Origin of the sequence: Pantoea sp. KPR_PJ, assembly GCF_041386365.1 — a bacterium.
Taxonomy (GTDB): Bacteria; Pseudomonadota; Gammaproteobacteria; order Enterobacterales; family Enterobacteriaceae; genus Pantoea.
The window spans coordinates 1-15,253 of the sequence record NZ_JABMIK010000012.1; the positions used below are offsets into that span (position 1 = coordinate 1).

Consider the following 15,253-nt stretch of genomic DNA (forward strand, 5'->3'; position numbering starts at 1 on the left):
GAAAGTAGACATGTCCGGCAGCTGCTTATCGCCAGTGCCGACCACGCGTTTAGCTGCTTCTCCTAAACCAAGGTTTTGTAGAACCTCCGCCACCTTCCCTGCACTCTTCACCTCCGCCAGCGCATTAGCGATTTGCAGATACTGCTGATGCGGATTAGCCGCAGCAATATGGTCGGCCAGCCCCTTATCCGCATACTGCTTCGCCTCAATCACGCCCTCGTCCACATACTGGCGCGTCGCCAGCACCACCGACGGGTCGATCTTCAGCGTGACCGCATCGGTGCTGTTAACGATGATAATCATGCGCACCGTCTGGGTCCGGCCGCTGCCCTCCTGCAGCTGCGGCTTGTAGGTCTCTGCGCAGTTGGCGACGGCAATCATCACGCCATCGGCGTCAAACAGGCCGATTTCGCGGATCCAGAAGCCGCCTTCGTTTTCCGGGATAATCTGCTCGGCGATAATCTGGCTGCTGTTGTTGGCATCAATGCTGAGCGAATTAAGCGCCGCACGGCGCTTTTCTCCCACCAGCTTCGTCTGCGAGGCGTTGGGCGTCGGCAGTGAACCACCGCCGTCGCCGACCGCCATCGCTGTGATTTGCAGCTTCGTGCCGAGCGCTGCGGCGTTGGCCAGCTTCGCTGCGCCCTGATTGGTCAGCAGGGCATAATATTTCGTTGTCATGTGCGCACTTCCGTCAGGTCAATTAAATGTACCGCGGTGCCGGTGTAGCCCGGCCCGGTTACGGTGATGATTTCAGGGGTATAGGGGTAAACCGTCAGCTCGTCGCCGCTGTAGCTGGCAGCCGCCATCGGCAGCGTTCCGCTGGAATCCAGATTAATAGAGAGGCCGATCAGATGCCGACTGCACGGTTTGGCATCTGTAATCAACCGCTCCAGCTCGTTGTACATCTCCTCGGTAATCCCGGTCTCCAGCACGCCCACATCAAGGCGAAACGTGCCCGGGGCTTCGCCGGACTGCCACCATTCGGTGATACGGATCAGATAGCCGAGCGGTTCAACCACGCGTCGCAGTGAGCCAGGCGTGCCTTTATGGCGATGCACATACTCTGAGGCGGCCACCACGCTGCGTTTAGTTGCTTCACTCCAGCCAGTATCCCAGCGATCCACGGACCAGGCCCAGGCGAGATAAGGCAGCAGCTCAACCGGGCAGGTCTGTGCATTCCACAGTTGACGCAGCGGCAGCGGCATCGCCTCAATCTCGGCGCACGCCCTGGCGGCAGCCACTTCCAGCGTTGAGGAGCCAGCAGGCAGCAGCCGGCTACTCATCAGAACCGCCTACCGCAATGCTGTAGCCGCTGCACCAGGCGGCCTGGGTTTTATCCAGCACCACATCTGCCGTGGGCTGAGCCAGCTCAACGCGCTGTACGCCTTCCACGTGTAGCGCGGCAAACAGCGCCGACCGGCGGATATCGCGCCCCAGCCGCGACTGCGCGGTGATAAAGGCGAGCAGCTTCGCTTCGGCAGCCGCGCGGATCGGCTCCGCCTCGGGACCGGGGTAGAGATAGAGCGTCGCCTCGACGCGGTAGCTGACAATAGCGGCCGACTGTACGCTGACGCGATCGGCCACCGGCCGCACATTCTCATCGTTCAGCGCGCTGGCAACCTTGGTCAGCAGATCGGCAGGCGCGCTGCCGTCACCTTCCCGGCTCAGTACGGTAATCACCACCTCCGCAGGGGAGGGGCTGATGGCTGAGGCATCCGCCACGCGACCATCGGCGCTTCTGGCGTGATATTCATAAGCTCCGCCTGGCCCGGCCACGCTCAGCCCTTCAAACGCGGCCGCAATACGCACGCGAAAACTGTCGTCGCTCTCCCTCACCGCCGCGGTCGGCGGAATGGTGCTGTTATCTGCGGCACGCAGCGTCAGCCGGGTCACACCGTTATTGGCGCCAAGCTGATCGAGATCGCTGCCGGTTGCCCACGCGACCATACTGGCTTTTGCCGCCTCGTTGATGCGCTGACGCAGAATCAGTTCGCGGTAGGCGTTCTCCTGCAACAGTTTTACCAGCGGCTCCGACTCCAGCGTCAGCGTGCGGGTAATCGCGGCCTGCTGCTCGGCCGGATAGAGAGAGATCAGCGTCGCCTTACGCTCGGCCAGCAGGGTTTCATAATCCAGCGTCTCCACCACGTCAGGGGCAGGCAGCTGGCTCAGGTCAATGGTTGCCATAGGTTCAGCTCACAGGGATAGTCAGGGTAAAATCTTGCGCCGTATCACGGCGGCTGCCGGTCAGTTCTACCGTCATGCTGCCGTCGTACGACGCCTCATAGTCGATCGCGCTCAGCTGAATGCGGGGCTCCCACTGCAAAATCGCCATATAGCAGGCGGACATTATTTGCAGACGCAGCGCCGGGTTTTGTGGTTGATCGATCAGCGCCGACAGCAGCGATCCGTAGCGGCGACGCATCACCCGTGAGCCCAGAGGCGTAATCAAAATGTCGCGTACTGACTGACGGATATGCGCTAAATCCGTCAGCGTCTGGCCGCTGTCGCGGTTCATCCCCACGTATTTATCACTCATGACTGCGGTCCTCCGGATAGCGCACCGCCTGACTGCACGCCGCTATGGCGGTGGGCATCAACCACGATGCCGTTAGAATTCAGGCTGCCGCCGCTGTGCGTGACGTTGCCCTGCAGGGTGGCCCCGTCAGTGACCTCCAGCGTGGCGGTTTTCAGCGCAGTGGTGCACTGCACCAGCGGCGCATCGAACAGGATGCGGGAGGTGGCCTGGATAGTGGCCTGCTGAATGCCGCTTACTCTGAGTGCGCCGTTTTGCGGCTCATACTCAATAACCGCGCCATCAGGAAACGACCAGTGCAGCGCGTCAGCCGAGGCGGAAGGCGCAGGATAGCTGTCGGAGAAAACGCCCGGCAGGATAAAGCCGCTGTTCAGCTCACCGCCCAGGCTGAGCACCAGCACCTGTTCGCCAACAGAGGGCGCACTCCAGGCGCGGGCGCGTCCGGCGCGGGCACTGAGCCACGGCAGCCAGCCGGTTTCGTTATCACCGCTGCGTACGCGACAGCGCGCACGCTGGGCGTCTACCGCCGAGACGGTGCCGATGCGGATAAGGTTGCGCAGCAGGCGCAGGATTTCGCTGATATGTTCGTTCATAGGGCTAGTGTTACCCGTGGTGCCTTAGGCCAGCAACGCAATGCCGACCGCTGAGAGATGACACAACAGCGTTACCGCTGCCACTCGCTAACCAGTGCGCCGTGCACCCAGAGCTGCAGCGGTGCCGCGTCATCAGCCGGTGGCGCGGGCTCGCCGGGAAAGCTGACCTGAAGCGCCTCACCCGACTGGATCACCTGCACGCGTTCGCTGAGCTGAAGCGTGATGCTGAGGGTATCTGACGCATCGATAGCGAAGGTAACGTCGCTGCGCTGCCTGCTGACGTTGCCCATCATCTCCGGCTGGTTATCGCGCAGCCAGGCGAGCAGCGGCACGATCACTGCCTCAGGTGCCTGCTGATAGCTGGCAATCACCAGCTCGAGCCGATAGCGATACTCAAAGGAGAGCGACGGCGCGCTGGTCGCCACCACGGTTCCGGCGGTAAGGGTCATGGACAGCCGCTCAGGGTTCTGCTGTAGCAGGGGTACGCTGCGGTTCAACGCCGCGCGCAGCTGTTGAGGTTTCTGCATCCTGTTGCTCCTGACACGCTTTAATCATTTCAATCTGCAACCCGCACGAAACGAGCGCAGCCTCTAGCTGGCGGTTATCGGCCGCCAGATCGCCCTGCGTTTGCAGGCTGTTGCCCGGCAGCGGACAGCTGTTCACGCGCGGACAACCAGCCCAGATAATCGCGGGCGTTGTTGAAGGCGGGACGGCTGTGCAGCCGGATAAGATCATCAGGCAAAGCGGTAGCAGACCACTCGCGTAACCGCTGACTGGCATGGGTTTCTCTCGCTATTTGCACTTCACGGTTGAGAACGAGGTGGCTGGCCTGACTCAGCTGGTGACGCAGCGCCGCCTCACGTTGACTGCTCGCCTGCGCCTGCGCGGTGAGCCGGGTAATAATCTGGTCGCGGCTGGCAAGGCGGTCGGAGAGCGCCGCACTGATGCGCTGCGCCTCGTGCAGCTGTTCGCTAAGCTGCGCGTTACGCCATCCGGTCATCCCCAGCGCCAGCAGCAGCATGCCCAGCAGCGCGAGGACCAGGCGCATCATGGAACACCGCGCAGACACCAGGCGCGCTCCCGCTCGCGTCGCTGCGCCAGCCCACGGCTTTTTACGCCGTTAACATAGATCCAGCGCGGTAGCTGGTCGCAGGCGGCGCGCCACTGCTGCTGCTTAAGCTCGCTCGCCAGCGTGGAGTGGCAGGCGGCAAAAGTGCCGACGTTAAACGCGAAGCTCACCAGCGCATCCCATACCGGCGGCGGCATCGTCACCGGTATGCAGAGGGCCAGCTGACGTTCGACCCGAATCAGGTCATCCACCAGATTTACCGCTGCCTGCCGCTCGCTTACCTCGCTGTGCGGCGTCACGCCTGCGGTGTGGCCGATACCGTTTGTCCAGACGCCGGCGCTGCACTGATACGGCGAGGTGCGACAGCCCTCCGCATCGGCCAGCAGCTGCAGTCCACCCGAGGAGATTTTTAGCGTGGAAAACTGCGGCAGCAGCGCGGCGATGGCCACGACGCTGATCACAGCACAGCGTTTAGCGATCTGGCTCAAGCGTGCCTCCTCGCCTCTGGCGCTGAAGCTCATAGGTTTTGCGGCGGTAGTGCCAGTTAATGAAAAAGGTCGCCACGTTGACGATTAAGGTGCTTACCGCCACGCCGGAGCCGACCAGAAAAGCGATATCCTGGATGGTGTGGCGGCCCAGCCACATCAGAAACAGACTGACCAGGTAATTAATCAGGGAACTGGTTTTCTCCATCTTCAGTCCCACAGGTTTACGGTTTCGCCTGTTGCAGCCTGCGGCAGGTCGGGCAGCGTCACCGGCTGACCGTGCGGCAGCAGCGCGCCACATTCGGCGAGGCCAGGATTCGCCGCATAAACCTGCTCTACCGCCTGCTGCGTGCGGCCGTAATAGCGATAGCAGATCTCATCTACCGTATCGCCCTGACGTGCGTAGGTGTTCATGGCGACCGCTTCCACGCGGAGCCGCTGACGGGCTGGCTAAAAATAGGCGTCACTGTTCTTCTTCTCCGTTGGGGGGTGGCAGCAGGCACCGGTTCAGGCCTGCTCTGCGGTTACGTCCGGTGCCGCTTGCGCGTCGTCCGGTATCGCCAGTCTCCCCGCTACGCGCGACTGGCTCAACGCCCGCCCGTCCGCTGGAATATGAGTAAACAGAGAGGTCATGGCACAAAAAAAAACGGCACCCGTCGGGTGCCGTTATGCGTCAGTTCTGCCCACGCCAGAGGGCGTGCACATCAGGGGGAAAAGTTCGGCGTCAGCCGCTTTCTGTGTGTCAAAGAGAACGTTCTCATAGCCATACCTGACTTATTATTTGTTCGTGGGTATCGCGGAGAACGAAACGGCAAACTCTCTGTTTTTAATAATCATGTCGCCAGCTATTTCGGCAATCAAAGCGAGGGCCACTTCCCGGTCGCGATCCCTGCAAACGCCTTCAGTGGTCAGTCTTGCAATGAGCTCTACGCGCTCAAGCATTACCTGTTCTTGTAAATCAGTATCCACTATCCCTCCCCCCATTTATAACTGTATATCCATACAGTAACATAGCATGTAATCCGATATAAAGAAAATTAAGCGTACAGGTACGCTCGCTTAGCACCTTGATATAGCGGCTTTTTTGCCGCAGGCGCTGTTACGTCAAATCGGGAATAAACCCGCAAAAAGCGCGTCAGGACGACGCCAGCAGGCTGCCGGAAAGCGGCTCGGGAAAGCCACCTGCGCGTTTTATCGCCACCATAGCAACGCAATGATTCACCTGCGCTAATACGCCGCCGCGTTCCGCCCCCCGCCGCGTACAGTTAATGACAGAACTCGAACCTGAACGCATATGCCAGCGCGATGCGTCCTCTTTCACCACTTTCGCATCAGCGTGACGCTTCGGCACCAGCGTCCAGTTCACCCTGCGAGTCAGCAATGGTTTGGTGTCACCCGCCACGGTCACGCAGACCCCTTTAATGCGTGACACCTCTTCACCCCAGTCGTTAGGCTGCGCAGCCGGTTGATACCAGGGGCGCACCGCCAGCGCAGCGCGGCGCACAAAAGGCCCCCCCTGGGCATGAACGTAGGCGGCCCAGTTACCGCTGTCGGCTGCCTCGTGCGCCTCAGCCAGCGCGTCACTCAACCTGCGCAGGTTTGCCGCTTCGTCCAGGCGGCGAAGCTCGCGCCAGACGGTAACAGGCGCACCGCCGACAAACTGAAACTGACGAATGTGCCAGCGCCCCGCCCAGGCAGAAACCGCAGCTGCGGAATTCTGTAGCAGATCGCCGCTTTCGCTGTCGCGCTCGCCATCCAGCGCATAGCCATCGATATTTTTGGCAATGTATTTGGCGATATAGCCGGTAGCGCTCCCCTTATGTGCATCAATGGTGGTGGTGTGAAAGCGCGCCTTCCGCGCTTTTTCGCTGGTCAGCTCATCGCTCTCCTGCTGGCAGGCGTACTCTGTCAGGATCTGGCGAACCTGTGCCACCTGTTGCGGACGCATAAACAGCAGCAGGTGCCAGTGGGGAGTGCCATCATGGTGGGGTTCAGCGACACGTATGCCAAACAGTCGAATCTGCTCGCGATGCAGCCTGGCCCGCACCTTCTGCCACAGCTGACAGAGATAGCGCTGCGTCTCCGCCGGACTGGCACCGCACCATTTGGGATTGAGATGGCCGCTGCTGAGCGTCGCGTGGTAGCGGCCGGGCGCGGTCAGTGTGCAGAACTCGCCCACGTAACCCATCTCATTACAGAGGGTCTCGAAGCCGCGAATGCGCGTCATGAGTTCGCAGCGTCGGATGGCGGGGTTGGCGACGCTGCCGTCATGTTTGTCGATCAGGCTGATGCGGTTGCCCTCTTCATCCTCCAGCTCCATGCTCTGTAAGAAGTCGCGGGTGCGTCGCTTCTGCTCGCGCCATTCGGCCTGCGTAGCACGACTGGCGTAAGGGGAACGCTGTTTGCTGACGTGTGCCAGCGCAATCTGTAAATGCTCGCGCCAGGCGGCGGCAATGCGGCGCAGCCTGCCTTTCCACCAGTTCTCGCCCTGCATCCGCAGAATGGCGGGGGCCACCTCTTCCGGCGAGAAAAGTCGCGTGGTGACTTTCTGCCACAGCGGTGGCGTCTGGCGAAAAGCCTGGGTAAGGGTCGCCGCCGTCAGGTAGAGACGATGGCTGTAACGCCAGTCCGATTCGCTACGGCTCTGATCATGCCGCTGCACCAGCTCGGCCAGAATAAAACTGGCGATGTCACCCGCCAGCAGATCGACGTCGGCCCGCGTCAGGTCGGGCAGGCGGTTGAAACGCTGCATCAGCTCCCACAGCGTGCCCGCCGCTGCCGCCGCGCCCTGTGGCGCATCGGCGTGGCTGCTCAGCAGCGTGACGGTGCCGCGTGGCATCGCATCCAGCCGATAGGGAGCACAGGCCATTTCAACGCGCGGCAGCAGCCGCTGGGTAAAGGTTGTGGTCATCCAGCGGGCGGCGGCATCTGGGCCGCGCTCGCTTTCCAGCCTGCCGTGTCGCAGCCTGATGGCCTGCTGCACCAGCGATGGCTGCTGCGCCAGCATCGTCCACGACTGGGATAGCGCGGCGTGCTGGCGGCTGCGCTGGCGCATCTCAGCATAGGTGGGATACGGCGAGACGATCGCCTTGCGCGGTGCCTGCCACGGCCGGAAAAGCAGCTGCATTATCGGCCACCCTGATAGTGTCGGCTGCGCTGCTCGGCGATCGCCTGACAGCTCACGCAGCGGCTGACGCCGCTGACGGCCTGACGCCGTGCCTCAGGAATGGCGCTGTCACACTCTTCGCAGAAAAAGGCGCTGATCCCTTTCGCACGCTGCGTCACGGCGGCAATATCGAGCGCCAGCTGTTCCGCCTGCCATTGCTGCGCGATATCTATGGTATCCGCCATCAGTGCAGCTCCAGTGACTCATTGCGGTAGCGCAGCGCCTCATGGCGGATCAGCTCTGCGGCTTCAATACCGTTTAATCCCTGGCGGCTGATATGCGTGGCCAGCGTGTTCAGACGCTCGGCAACGGCCTGAGCACGACCTTTACGTTCTTCATGGCGCACGGCCATTAACAGCGTGTTAAGCACGTCGCTGTCACCGTTGTAGTGAGGGTGTTTCATTTTATTTCTCCTGAATTTGGGCAAAGGGATGCCCGACGGGTTAACGTCAATAACTGGCGATCGGGGGGAGTTAGTCAGACAGATAGCGGTCTGCGTCGGAAAAAGAGCGGGGTAGCAGCCTCCCCCAGCCCACCAGTTTATTCATGGCGGCGATGATCAGCTTGCGACGCGCTTCATCGAAGGTTTCAAACGCGTTGCCTACCTCCTGAAGCCGAAAGCTGCCGGGCTTTTCGCGGTTCGCGAGCGTCAGCACGCAAAACTTAAATTCATCGCTTTGTCGGTTAAAGGCGACCAGCGCTGGATTGCGATTGTTGTTTCGCATCTGACGCCAGCTTTTTTGAAACTCATCAAAGTTCATGGCCGCAGGCCGGGTATGAGTATTCATCATAAGTGAATCAGTACCGTTTAAAATTAACAGAAAAAGAGTCGGGTCAGCCCACCCGGCGCAGCGTGCTCTTTTTTGGGCCAACCCATCGCTGGGAGTCGCCCTGAAACGGCGGCGCGAACTGCCGCCAACCCACCGCCAGCGCGGTCAGCATCGCTGACTCTCCCGTCATTGAGGGGGACGAGGCGTGCTGGAAACGCAGCGAAGACATTTGTAATATCAGGCCTCATAAGGCATCATCTCCGGTTAACGTAACGTCAGTCAGATGCGATAATATTCACTGCAAATCGATACTAGTTCAAATTTGTTAGTAACACAAGGTGATACTCAAAAATGTTAGTCACTAATTTCAACGGGAGCGGCGGAGCTATCCTTGACAGGCTGATTCAGGCTTATGGGTTCAAACAGAAATCGCAGTATGCGGATCACGTTGGACTCTCATCGAGTAACCTGGCAATGCGTTACAAAAGAGATACTTTTCCTGCGGACCTGGTGGTGCAGTGCCTTCTTGATACCGATGCAGAACTCAACTGGCTGCTCTATGGACAGGGAAATCCCCCCAGTGCGGTTCAGGCGCTAACGTCCAGTAAAGGCAGCGACAGTCACCCGTTAAAGAATCTGGTCACGCTCGAGCGGGTAAAGTTAACAAATGGTGAACTCACTGCTGTTGATGTCGTCACGCTGGAAGAGACGCTTTTTCTCGATAAGGTGGCGCCACACAGTCATCTGCTGGCGGTTATCGAAGGCGAGCAGCAGTACATCATTAACCGCAGCTACAAAGCGGTGGTGGATGGCAAATGGCTGCTGGACATTGAAGGTATGGTCAGCCTGCGCAATCTCTTTCGCCTGCCTGGCGGACGGGTCAGAGTATGCGGCGGCGAGGCTGAATTTGAATGCGCGCTGAATGAGATCTCAGCGACGGGAGTGGTAGTGATGACGCTGATGTAAAGGTGCCGCGCTTTTCCTGTTGATAAGCGTCGCCCTTGATGGTCTCAACCGATTCTCACCCGCGACGTCTCCCTTTCTGCTAAGCGTAATGACGACGATGACTTCCAGACTGAAAATTTTCCTTCCCCTGTTTCTGATCCTCGCTGCCGCTGGCTGGTACTGGCTGATGCCGCACTACAGCAACGAGGATAAAGCTTACTATGTCTCGGTGTTCTGCACCCTTCCCCATCACGACAACAGCCGCTCTATAACCGATATGCGCCGCGTTATCGAAGGTGGTAACTCAGACTATGCGCTGCAAAAAATTCACTTTCAGCCGCGCCTCGGTGAGCAGGTGGTCAGCGCCTGGCAGGCGCTGAGCGCTGAACAGAAGGCGCAGGCCGGTGCCGATGCCGGCCAGTGCCGCACACTTCTTTCTGCTGCCCTTCACTGAGCTGACGCCAGACTGTTACAGAGCCAAATCCACATGTTATCTTGTGGGTTTGGCAACATCTTTCGGGCAAGCTCTAATGACAAAACTGCGGGTAGGCATTGTGTTCGGCGGCAAATCCTCCGAGCACGAAGTATCGTTACAGTCGGCTAAAAACATCCTTGATGCGATTGATAAAACGCGTTTTGAACCGGTGCTGTTAGGCATTGATAAACAAGGAGAGTGGCACCTTAACGACGCCTCTGACTTTCTGATCAACGCTCAGGATCCGGCGCTTATCGCTCTCAACCGCGCGGGCGAAAGCGTGGCGCTGGTGCCGGGCGAAACACAGCAGCAGATCATTGCACGCCAGAGCGGCGACGCGCTGGCGCAAATCGATGTCATTTTCCCTATCGTGCACGGTTCGCTCGGTGAAGATGGTTCGCTACAGGGGCTGTTACGCATGGCGGGACTGCCGTTTGTCGGGTCTGGCGTGCTCGGCTCTGCGGTTAGCATGGATAAAGACATTACCAAACGTCTGCTGCGGGATGCCGGGCTACAGGTTGCCCCCTGGATCAGCCTCACCCAGGCGCAGCGCGCGCAGATACAGGCATCAGACGTGATTGCGCAGCTCGGCCTGCCGCTGTTTATTAAACCAGCGAATCAGGGCTCTTCCGTTGGCGTCAGCAAAGTGGAAAACGCAGAAGCGTTTGAAAATGCGCTGGATGTTGCCTTTGCTTTCGACCGCAAAGTGCTGATAGAGAAAGGCATTCGGGGCCGGGAGATCGAGTGCGCGGTGCTCGGTAACGACGAGCCGCAGGCCAGCCCGTGTGGTGAGATCGTGGTACATGACGCCTTCTACTCCTACGAAACCAAATACATCAGCGAAACCGGCGCGCAGACGCAGGTGCCGGCGGCCATTGATGATGCCACCAGCGAGGCTGTCCGCGCCATCGCGCTAAAGGCGTTTCAGGTGCTGGAGTGCAGCGGCATGGCGCGCGTGGATGTGTTCCTGACTGACGCAGGCGAGATTATCATCAACGAAGTCAATACGCTGCCCGGCTTTACCAATATCAGTATGTATCCCAAACTGTGGCAGGCGGCGGGTCTCGGCTATCGCGATCTGATCACCCGGCTGATTGAGCTGGCACTGGATCGCCATCAGCAGATCAGCCAGTTAAAAAGCAGCGTATAGCGGCGAGGCGGCGTGGTGTTTTACGCCACGTCGCTGGCCAGCGCGCGCGTTCTCAAGGCAGGCGAAGTCTGGTTGCGCCCGTTGCGCTTAGAGAGGTAGAGGTTTTTATCCGCAGCGGAGATCAGCTGATTAATCACGCTATGCCAGTCGCGCTCCTCCCCTGCCGTGCCGTGCGCCAGCCCCAGGCTCACGGTTACGGTAACGGTATTCCCCTGTAGCCAGAACTTCTCTTTCCCAATCGCCCGCCGTACCGCTTCAGCCAGCTGGAACAGCTGCTGCGGATACGCATCAAACAGCACGATAGCGAACTCCTCACCGCCAAAGCGACTAATGCGCCCCTGATCCCCCACCACCTTCTGCATCCGCAGCGCAATCTCTTCCAGCACGCCGTCGCCAGCATCATGACCAAAATTGTCATTGATGGTTTTGAAATAGTCGACGTCCAGCAGGATGACGCCAACGCTGCGCTGGCTGAAAAACGCCTCCTCTTTCAGGCTCTCATAAAGCCCGGAGCGCGACAGCAACTGGGTAAGAAAATCGTAGTTGGCGCGTAAAGCGAGCCGCTGGTTAAGCTGGCGTACCGCATCCATACTGACGGCGACAATCAGCGGGCTGATGGCAATCGTCGCGACGCCAAGACGCGCCGAGGTGAGATGGCTTAACGACAGCAGGTTGTCGTCGCCCTGGATATTCATGACTCCGTGCGAAACCAGCACAATCTCTGTAATACCGGTCAGCAGGATCACCAGGCTGGTCACCGGGATAGGTAAGACGATTGCGCACCAGATCAGAGCCGGTACGGGAAACGTCAGGCTGCCTGCGCCGCCAATCATGGCTCCTGCCACCAGTGACAGTAACACGCTCAGCAGCGGCAGCCATTTGCCTGGCAACAGCAGCGCGGTGAATGACAGGCTGCGCCAGTTACGCGTCAGCAAAAACGGCAGCAGCATCAGCCCGGTAGAAAACTGTTCGCTAAACCAGTCGCCCCAGGCGGTGGCAAAACGGGCGTCGAAACCGATACCCTGTGCCAGCCCGCCCCAGGTGGCGCAGGCAAGCGCCGCCAGCAGGCAGGCGGGAAAAATGCGCAGCGCATTGCTGATCTGTCGACGATCGGTGTCCCGCAGGTAGTGTTTTACCAGCATAGAGGCGGAAATAAGGATAAAAAGCAGGTTGGCTATGTTCAGCGTGACGGCCATCCACGCCCAGCCAGAAAAGACCGTATCGTTTACCACCATGGCGGCGAAGGTGGCGAGATAGTAGCGGATGCGGTGAAGATAAGGGTGGCGAACAATAACCGCAGCGACAATCGCATTGACCGGCCAGAACAGTGAAAGCTCGGCCGGAATGCGTAAGTGGCTGCCCAGGAAGCAGAACAGCAGCGTCAGCAGAAACAGCGAAAGGGCATTTTTTTTAGTATGGTGCTGTGCAAACAGTGTAATGCGCATCGGTCTGAACCCTGTAGCCTGAAAATTTCCCGCACCCTGTCGTCCCGGACAATCGCCACCTGCTATTAAAGCCTGTTTGTCATCCAGACAATCCAGTAATGACATATCACTATTCAGCGCTACTCGCCCACTGGGGCCGCAGCGCCTGGATTTAGGCGCGGCAATTATGCCCGAAATAAAAAAATCGGCTATCTGAGATAGCCGATTTTTTTAATTACCTGCAACGGGATAGCGATTTTGGCTATTTCACGGCGACCGGCCACTGACTGAGGCGAATACCGCGTTTGTCGGCGTTGTCGCCAAAGTCTTTCAGTACCGCCTTCACGTCCGGATCCAGATATTGCACGTTATCATGATCGACAATCACTACGCTGTTCTCTGGAATCTCCGCCAGCAGCCCCTGTAGTTTGGGGTTATGCATAAAGGTCAGGTTCTGCTGAAAGCGCAACACATAGTGATCGTCATAGCGCGTCAGCTGCAACGCATTGCGGTGGCTCTTGTAGAGGCTAAACAGCATCTGTGTGACCAGGCCAAGGCCGATGCCCGCCAGCATACCAAAGAGGATAATGCCGCCGATGGTGGCAAGGAACGGCACAGACTGTTGTGTTCCCATCTTAAACTGCTCAGCAAACAGCTGCGGCGTTGCCAGTTTATAGCCGGTGTAGAGCAATACCGCTGCCAGGCTGGCGAGCGGAATGGCATTGAGCATCTCGCTGAACCACAGTCCGCAAATCAACAGCAGCACGCCATGGATCAGGATAGAGAGTTTGGTCTGCGCGCCGGTACTGACGTTTACCGAGCTACGCACAATTACGGCAGTAATCGGCATGGCACCCAGCAGGCCCGCAGTGAGATTGCCGATGCCTTGTGCAAACATTTCGCGGTTGGGCGACGGCGGCGGATTTTGCGGGCGCAGCTTTTTCAGCGCTTCCTGGCTCAGCAACGTCTCCAGACTCGCCACCAGCGCCAGCGTTACCGCCACAATCCAGACCGAGGGATTTTGCCACGCACGCCATGCCGGGCTTTCCAGCTCCGCCACCAGCGCTGAAACACTGTCAAATGCTGGCAGCGCAATGCGTGACAGCTCGCTGGCCGTCTCTGGCATCAGGCGTCCGCCCGCTACCGTCGCGGCGCAGCCAAACAGAACGGCAATAAGCGGGCCGGGGATCCAGGCCAGCACGCCTGCTTTTTTTACCAGCGGCGTTGTCCACAGCCACAGAATCAACAGGCTAACGGCGGTAACCACCATGGCAGGCAGTGAGAATACCGTTTCACCGCTGGCAAACCCCGCCAGCCCGGCATCGCCCTCTATGCCAAACGCCACCGGGATCTGCTGGATGATAAGCAGAATACCGATTGCCGCCAGCATTCCTTTAATCACGCTACCCGGCACCAGCGAAATAAAGCGCCCGGCGCGCAGCAGGCCCAGCGCACACTGCATCAGGCCTGCCAGCACCAGCGCGGTCAGAAAAGCGCTAACGCTGCCGAGCGTTTCCATTGACGCGACGACAATGGTTACCAGACCCGCTGCCGGGCCGCTGACGGCAAAGCGCGACGGACTCAGCGCGGTAACCAGCAGACCGCCGATCACGCCGGTTAACAACCCGGTGAAAGGCGGCAGTCCGCTCGCCTGCGCAATGCCCAGACAGAGCGGCAGCGCGACCAGAAAAACCACCAGACCGGCGGGAATATCCTGACGAAGCGTATTCACATTCATGGCGAAGGTTCCTGTGATGAGGACGGGGTGAGTACATTGAGTGGGCCGGGCTGAAGCCGATTAATGCCGTCGGACAGATGACGCCACAGGGGGACAGGCTGCGCCAGCGTGCGTTGCGGCAGAGTCCGCGCTGTCTGCACGCTCCCACCGCCCCCTTGATCGCAAAGCAGAATGCGTAGCACGGGCGCACCGTGCTGGCCTGTGTCATTGTCCACCGCCGGGTCAGTGGTATAGCGGTCGGGACAGCGTTCGCCAGGGTCAAAGCCTGTCAGATGCCGGGTCGATGCGCGACTGCCAGAACAGCCGGTCCGGCGTGACAAGCGGGCTGGCTGATGGCCTTTGTCAAAATAATCAAAAACAGACTTGCGGCGCTGTCGCATCCGGCAGGGATTCATCGCTAGTAAAGGTTTCAGGGTCGTCACAATCATCTCTCTCAACCACCGGGAATGGCGTCTTCAGGGGAATCGGGCAGTAAGCCGACTCGCAGTGAATAATCGGCAGCCTGTCAGCCCATGCCGCCGATCACGAAAAATGGTTATAGACGTTTATGATTAATTACGCACTGGTAAATTTTTTAACGGCCAGAGTCAGCCTGTTTTTGTAAGATACAATTCACTACAGGTAAACTAAATGTAAATATATATTTTTAACCCTTCTCATTAAAACGCACAAACCCCTTTAAAAAATCAATTAAAGCAATGAATTAAAAAAAACTCATTTTTCAGAAAAAATCATGCTGACAAAAATTGACACTACAGAGAGTGTGTCCGAAAAAATCACCCAGTTATGGGTGGCCTCTTTATACAGAAAATTCCGAATTAATCCGCTAATCAATAGTGATTAAAACTGGGAGAAGTGATTTGAGGCAGTGAGATTCTCTTATTAATAAGGTTTCAGACGTAAGA

At 58.7% G+C, this 15,253-nt stretch carries 22 protein-coding genes and 1 pseudogene; 3 read left to right on the forward strand and 20 right to left on the reverse strand.

Features of this window, described 5'->3' with window-relative positions; all coding sequences use genetic code 11:
• The 17 genes and pseudogenes from HP564_RS18930 to HP564_RS19010 form a co-directional block, all read right to left on the reverse strand.
• Positions 1 to 678, reverse strand: a 678-nt coding sequence (locus HP564_RS18930; protein WP_371245383.1) for a phage tail protein, incomplete at its 3' end; no start/stop codon positions are given.
• A complete protein-coding gene (locus HP564_RS18935) occupies positions 675 to 1,283 on the reverse strand; it encodes a phage tail protein I (RefSeq protein WP_371245384.1) in 609 nt (202 codons plus the stop codon). The genes HP564_RS18930 and HP564_RS18935, both read right to left, overlap by 4 nt.
• Complete coding sequence (locus HP564_RS18940; protein ID WP_371245385.1) at positions 1,276 to 2,184, reverse strand: baseplate J/gp47 family protein; 909 nt, start codon at positions 2,182 to 2,184, stop codon at positions 1,276 to 1,278. The genes HP564_RS18935 and HP564_RS18940 overlap by 8 nt, the downstream gene beginning before the upstream one ends.
• A 4-nt stretch (positions 2,185 to 2,188) precedes the next feature.
• Complete coding sequence (locus HP564_RS18945; protein WP_371245386.1) at positions 2,189 to 2,536, reverse strand: GPW/gp25 family protein; 348 nt, start codon at positions 2,534 to 2,536, stop codon at positions 2,189 to 2,191.
• Positions 2,533 to 3,126, reverse strand: a complete 594-nt coding sequence (locus tag HP564_RS18950; protein ID WP_371245387.1) for a phage baseplate assembly protein V — start codon at positions 3,124 to 3,126, stop codon at positions 2,533 to 2,535. Before HP564_RS18950 ends, HP564_RS18945 begins: the two co-directional genes overlap by 4 nt.
• A gap of 71 nt (positions 3,127 to 3,197) precedes the next feature.
• Positions 3,198 to 3,653, reverse strand: coding sequence for a phage tail protein (locus tag HP564_RS18955; RefSeq protein WP_371245388.1), 456 nt, complete (start codon positions 3,651 to 3,653; stop codon positions 3,198 to 3,200).
• Entirely contained in the window at positions 3,586 to 3,906 is a 321-nt protein-coding gene (gene lysC, locus HP564_RS18960; protein WP_371245389.1) for an Rz1-like lysis system protein LysC, read from the reverse strand. The genes HP564_RS18955 and lysC overlap by 68 nt, the downstream gene beginning before the upstream one ends.
• A pseudogene (locus HP564_RS18965) lies at positions 3,827 to 4,177 on the reverse strand (LysB family phage lysis regulatory protein); the annotation flags it as partial. The pseudogene HP564_RS18965 and the gene lysC, both read right to left, overlap by 80 nt.
• A complete protein-coding gene (locus tag HP564_RS18970) occupies positions 4,174 to 4,683 on the reverse strand; it encodes a lysozyme (protein ID WP_371245390.1) in 510 nt (169 codons plus the stop codon). The gene HP564_RS18970 and the pseudogene HP564_RS18965, both read right to left, overlap by 4 nt.
• Positions 4,667 to 4,888: an HP1 family phage holin gene (locus HP564_RS18975; RefSeq protein ID WP_371245391.1), complete on the reverse strand. Its 222-nt coding sequence runs from the start codon at positions 4,886 to 4,888 to the stop codon at positions 4,667 to 4,669. Before HP564_RS18975 ends, HP564_RS18970 begins: the two co-directional genes overlap by 17 nt.
• A gap of 2 nt (positions 4,889 to 4,890) precedes the next feature.
• The gene (locus HP564_RS18980) at positions 4,891 to 5,094 is read right to left on the reverse strand and encodes a tail protein X (RefSeq protein ID WP_371245392.1); all 204 of its coding nucleotides are present in this window, start codon (positions 5,092 to 5,094) and stop codon (positions 4,891 to 4,893) included.
• A gap of 363 nt (positions 5,095 to 5,457) precedes the next feature.
• Complete coding sequence (locus HP564_RS18985) at positions 5,458 to 5,649, reverse strand: hypothetical protein (RefSeq protein WP_371245393.1); 192 nt, start codon at positions 5,647 to 5,649, stop codon at positions 5,458 to 5,460.
• A 166-nt stretch (positions 5,650 to 5,815) separates the two neighbouring features.
• Positions 5,816 to 7,807, reverse strand: a complete 1,992-nt coding sequence (locus HP564_RS18990; protein WP_371245394.1) for a replication endonuclease — start codon at positions 7,805 to 7,807, stop codon at positions 5,816 to 5,818.
• Positions 7,807 to 8,031 (reverse strand): TraR/DksA C4-type zinc finger protein, encoded by a 225-nt coding sequence (locus HP564_RS18995; RefSeq protein WP_371245395.1) that lies wholly within the window; start codon positions 8,029 to 8,031, stop codon positions 7,807 to 7,809. The genes HP564_RS18990 and HP564_RS18995 overlap by 1 nt, the downstream gene beginning before the upstream one ends.
• Complete coding sequence (locus HP564_RS19000) at positions 8,031 to 8,249, reverse strand: DUF2732 family protein (RefSeq protein ID WP_371245396.1); 219 nt, start codon at positions 8,247 to 8,249, stop codon at positions 8,031 to 8,033. Before HP564_RS19000 ends, HP564_RS18995 begins: the two co-directional genes overlap by 1 nt.
• Positions 8,250 to 8,319: 70 nt before the next feature.
• Positions 8,320 to 8,637: a hypothetical protein gene (locus HP564_RS19005; RefSeq protein WP_371245397.1), complete on the reverse strand. Its 318-nt coding sequence runs from the start codon at positions 8,635 to 8,637 to the stop codon at positions 8,320 to 8,322.
• 43 nt (positions 8,638 to 8,680) lie between these two features.
• Complete coding sequence (locus HP564_RS19010; protein WP_371245398.1) at positions 8,681 to 8,845, reverse strand: hypothetical protein; 165 nt, start codon at positions 8,843 to 8,845, stop codon at positions 8,681 to 8,683.
• A gap of 122 nt (positions 8,846 to 8,967) precedes the next feature.
• Between HP564_RS19010 and HP564_RS19015 the strand changes: the two genes are divergently transcribed.
• The 3 genes from HP564_RS19015 to ddlA all read left to right on the forward strand — a co-directional run bounded on the left by HP564_RS19015 (position 8,968) and on the right by ddlA (position 11,186).
• Positions 8,968 to 9,582, forward strand: coding sequence for a phage repressor protein CI (locus tag HP564_RS19015; RefSeq protein WP_371245399.1), 615 nt, complete (start codon positions 8,968 to 8,970; stop codon positions 9,580 to 9,582).
• Between the two features lie 88 nt (positions 9,583 to 9,670).
• The gene (locus HP564_RS19020; protein WP_371245400.1) at positions 9,671 to 10,015 is read left to right on the forward strand and encodes a hypothetical protein; all 345 of its coding nucleotides are present in this window, start codon (positions 9,671 to 9,673) and stop codon (positions 10,013 to 10,015) included.
• Between the two features lie 76 nt (positions 10,016 to 10,091).
• The gene (gene ddlA, locus HP564_RS19025; protein ID WP_371245401.1) at positions 10,092 to 11,186 is read left to right on the forward strand and encodes a D-alanine--D-alanine ligase; all 1,095 of its coding nucleotides are present in this window, start codon (positions 10,092 to 10,094) and stop codon (positions 11,184 to 11,186) included.
• Positions 11,187 to 11,206: 20 nt separating this feature from the next.
• Here ddlA and HP564_RS19030 read toward each other — a convergent pair whose 3' ends face one another.
• The 3 genes from HP564_RS19030 to HP564_RS19040 all read right to left on the reverse strand — a co-directional run bounded on the left by HP564_RS19030 (position 11,207) and on the right by HP564_RS19040 (position 14,770).
• Positions 11,207 to 12,631, reverse strand: a complete 1,425-nt coding sequence (locus tag HP564_RS19030; RefSeq protein ID WP_371245402.1) for a diguanylate cyclase — start codon at positions 12,629 to 12,631, stop codon at positions 11,207 to 11,209.
• 241 nt (positions 12,632 to 12,872) lie between these two features.
• A complete protein-coding gene (locus tag HP564_RS19035) occupies positions 12,873 to 14,348 on the reverse strand; it encodes a SulP family inorganic anion transporter (protein ID WP_371245403.1) in 1,476 nt (491 codons plus the stop codon).
• Positions 14,345 to 14,770, reverse strand: coding sequence for a hypothetical protein (locus tag HP564_RS19040; protein ID WP_371245404.1), 426 nt, complete (start codon positions 14,768 to 14,770; stop codon positions 14,345 to 14,347). Before HP564_RS19040 ends, HP564_RS19035 begins: the two co-directional genes overlap by 4 nt.
• Positions 14,771 to 15,253: the final 483 nt, after the last annotated feature.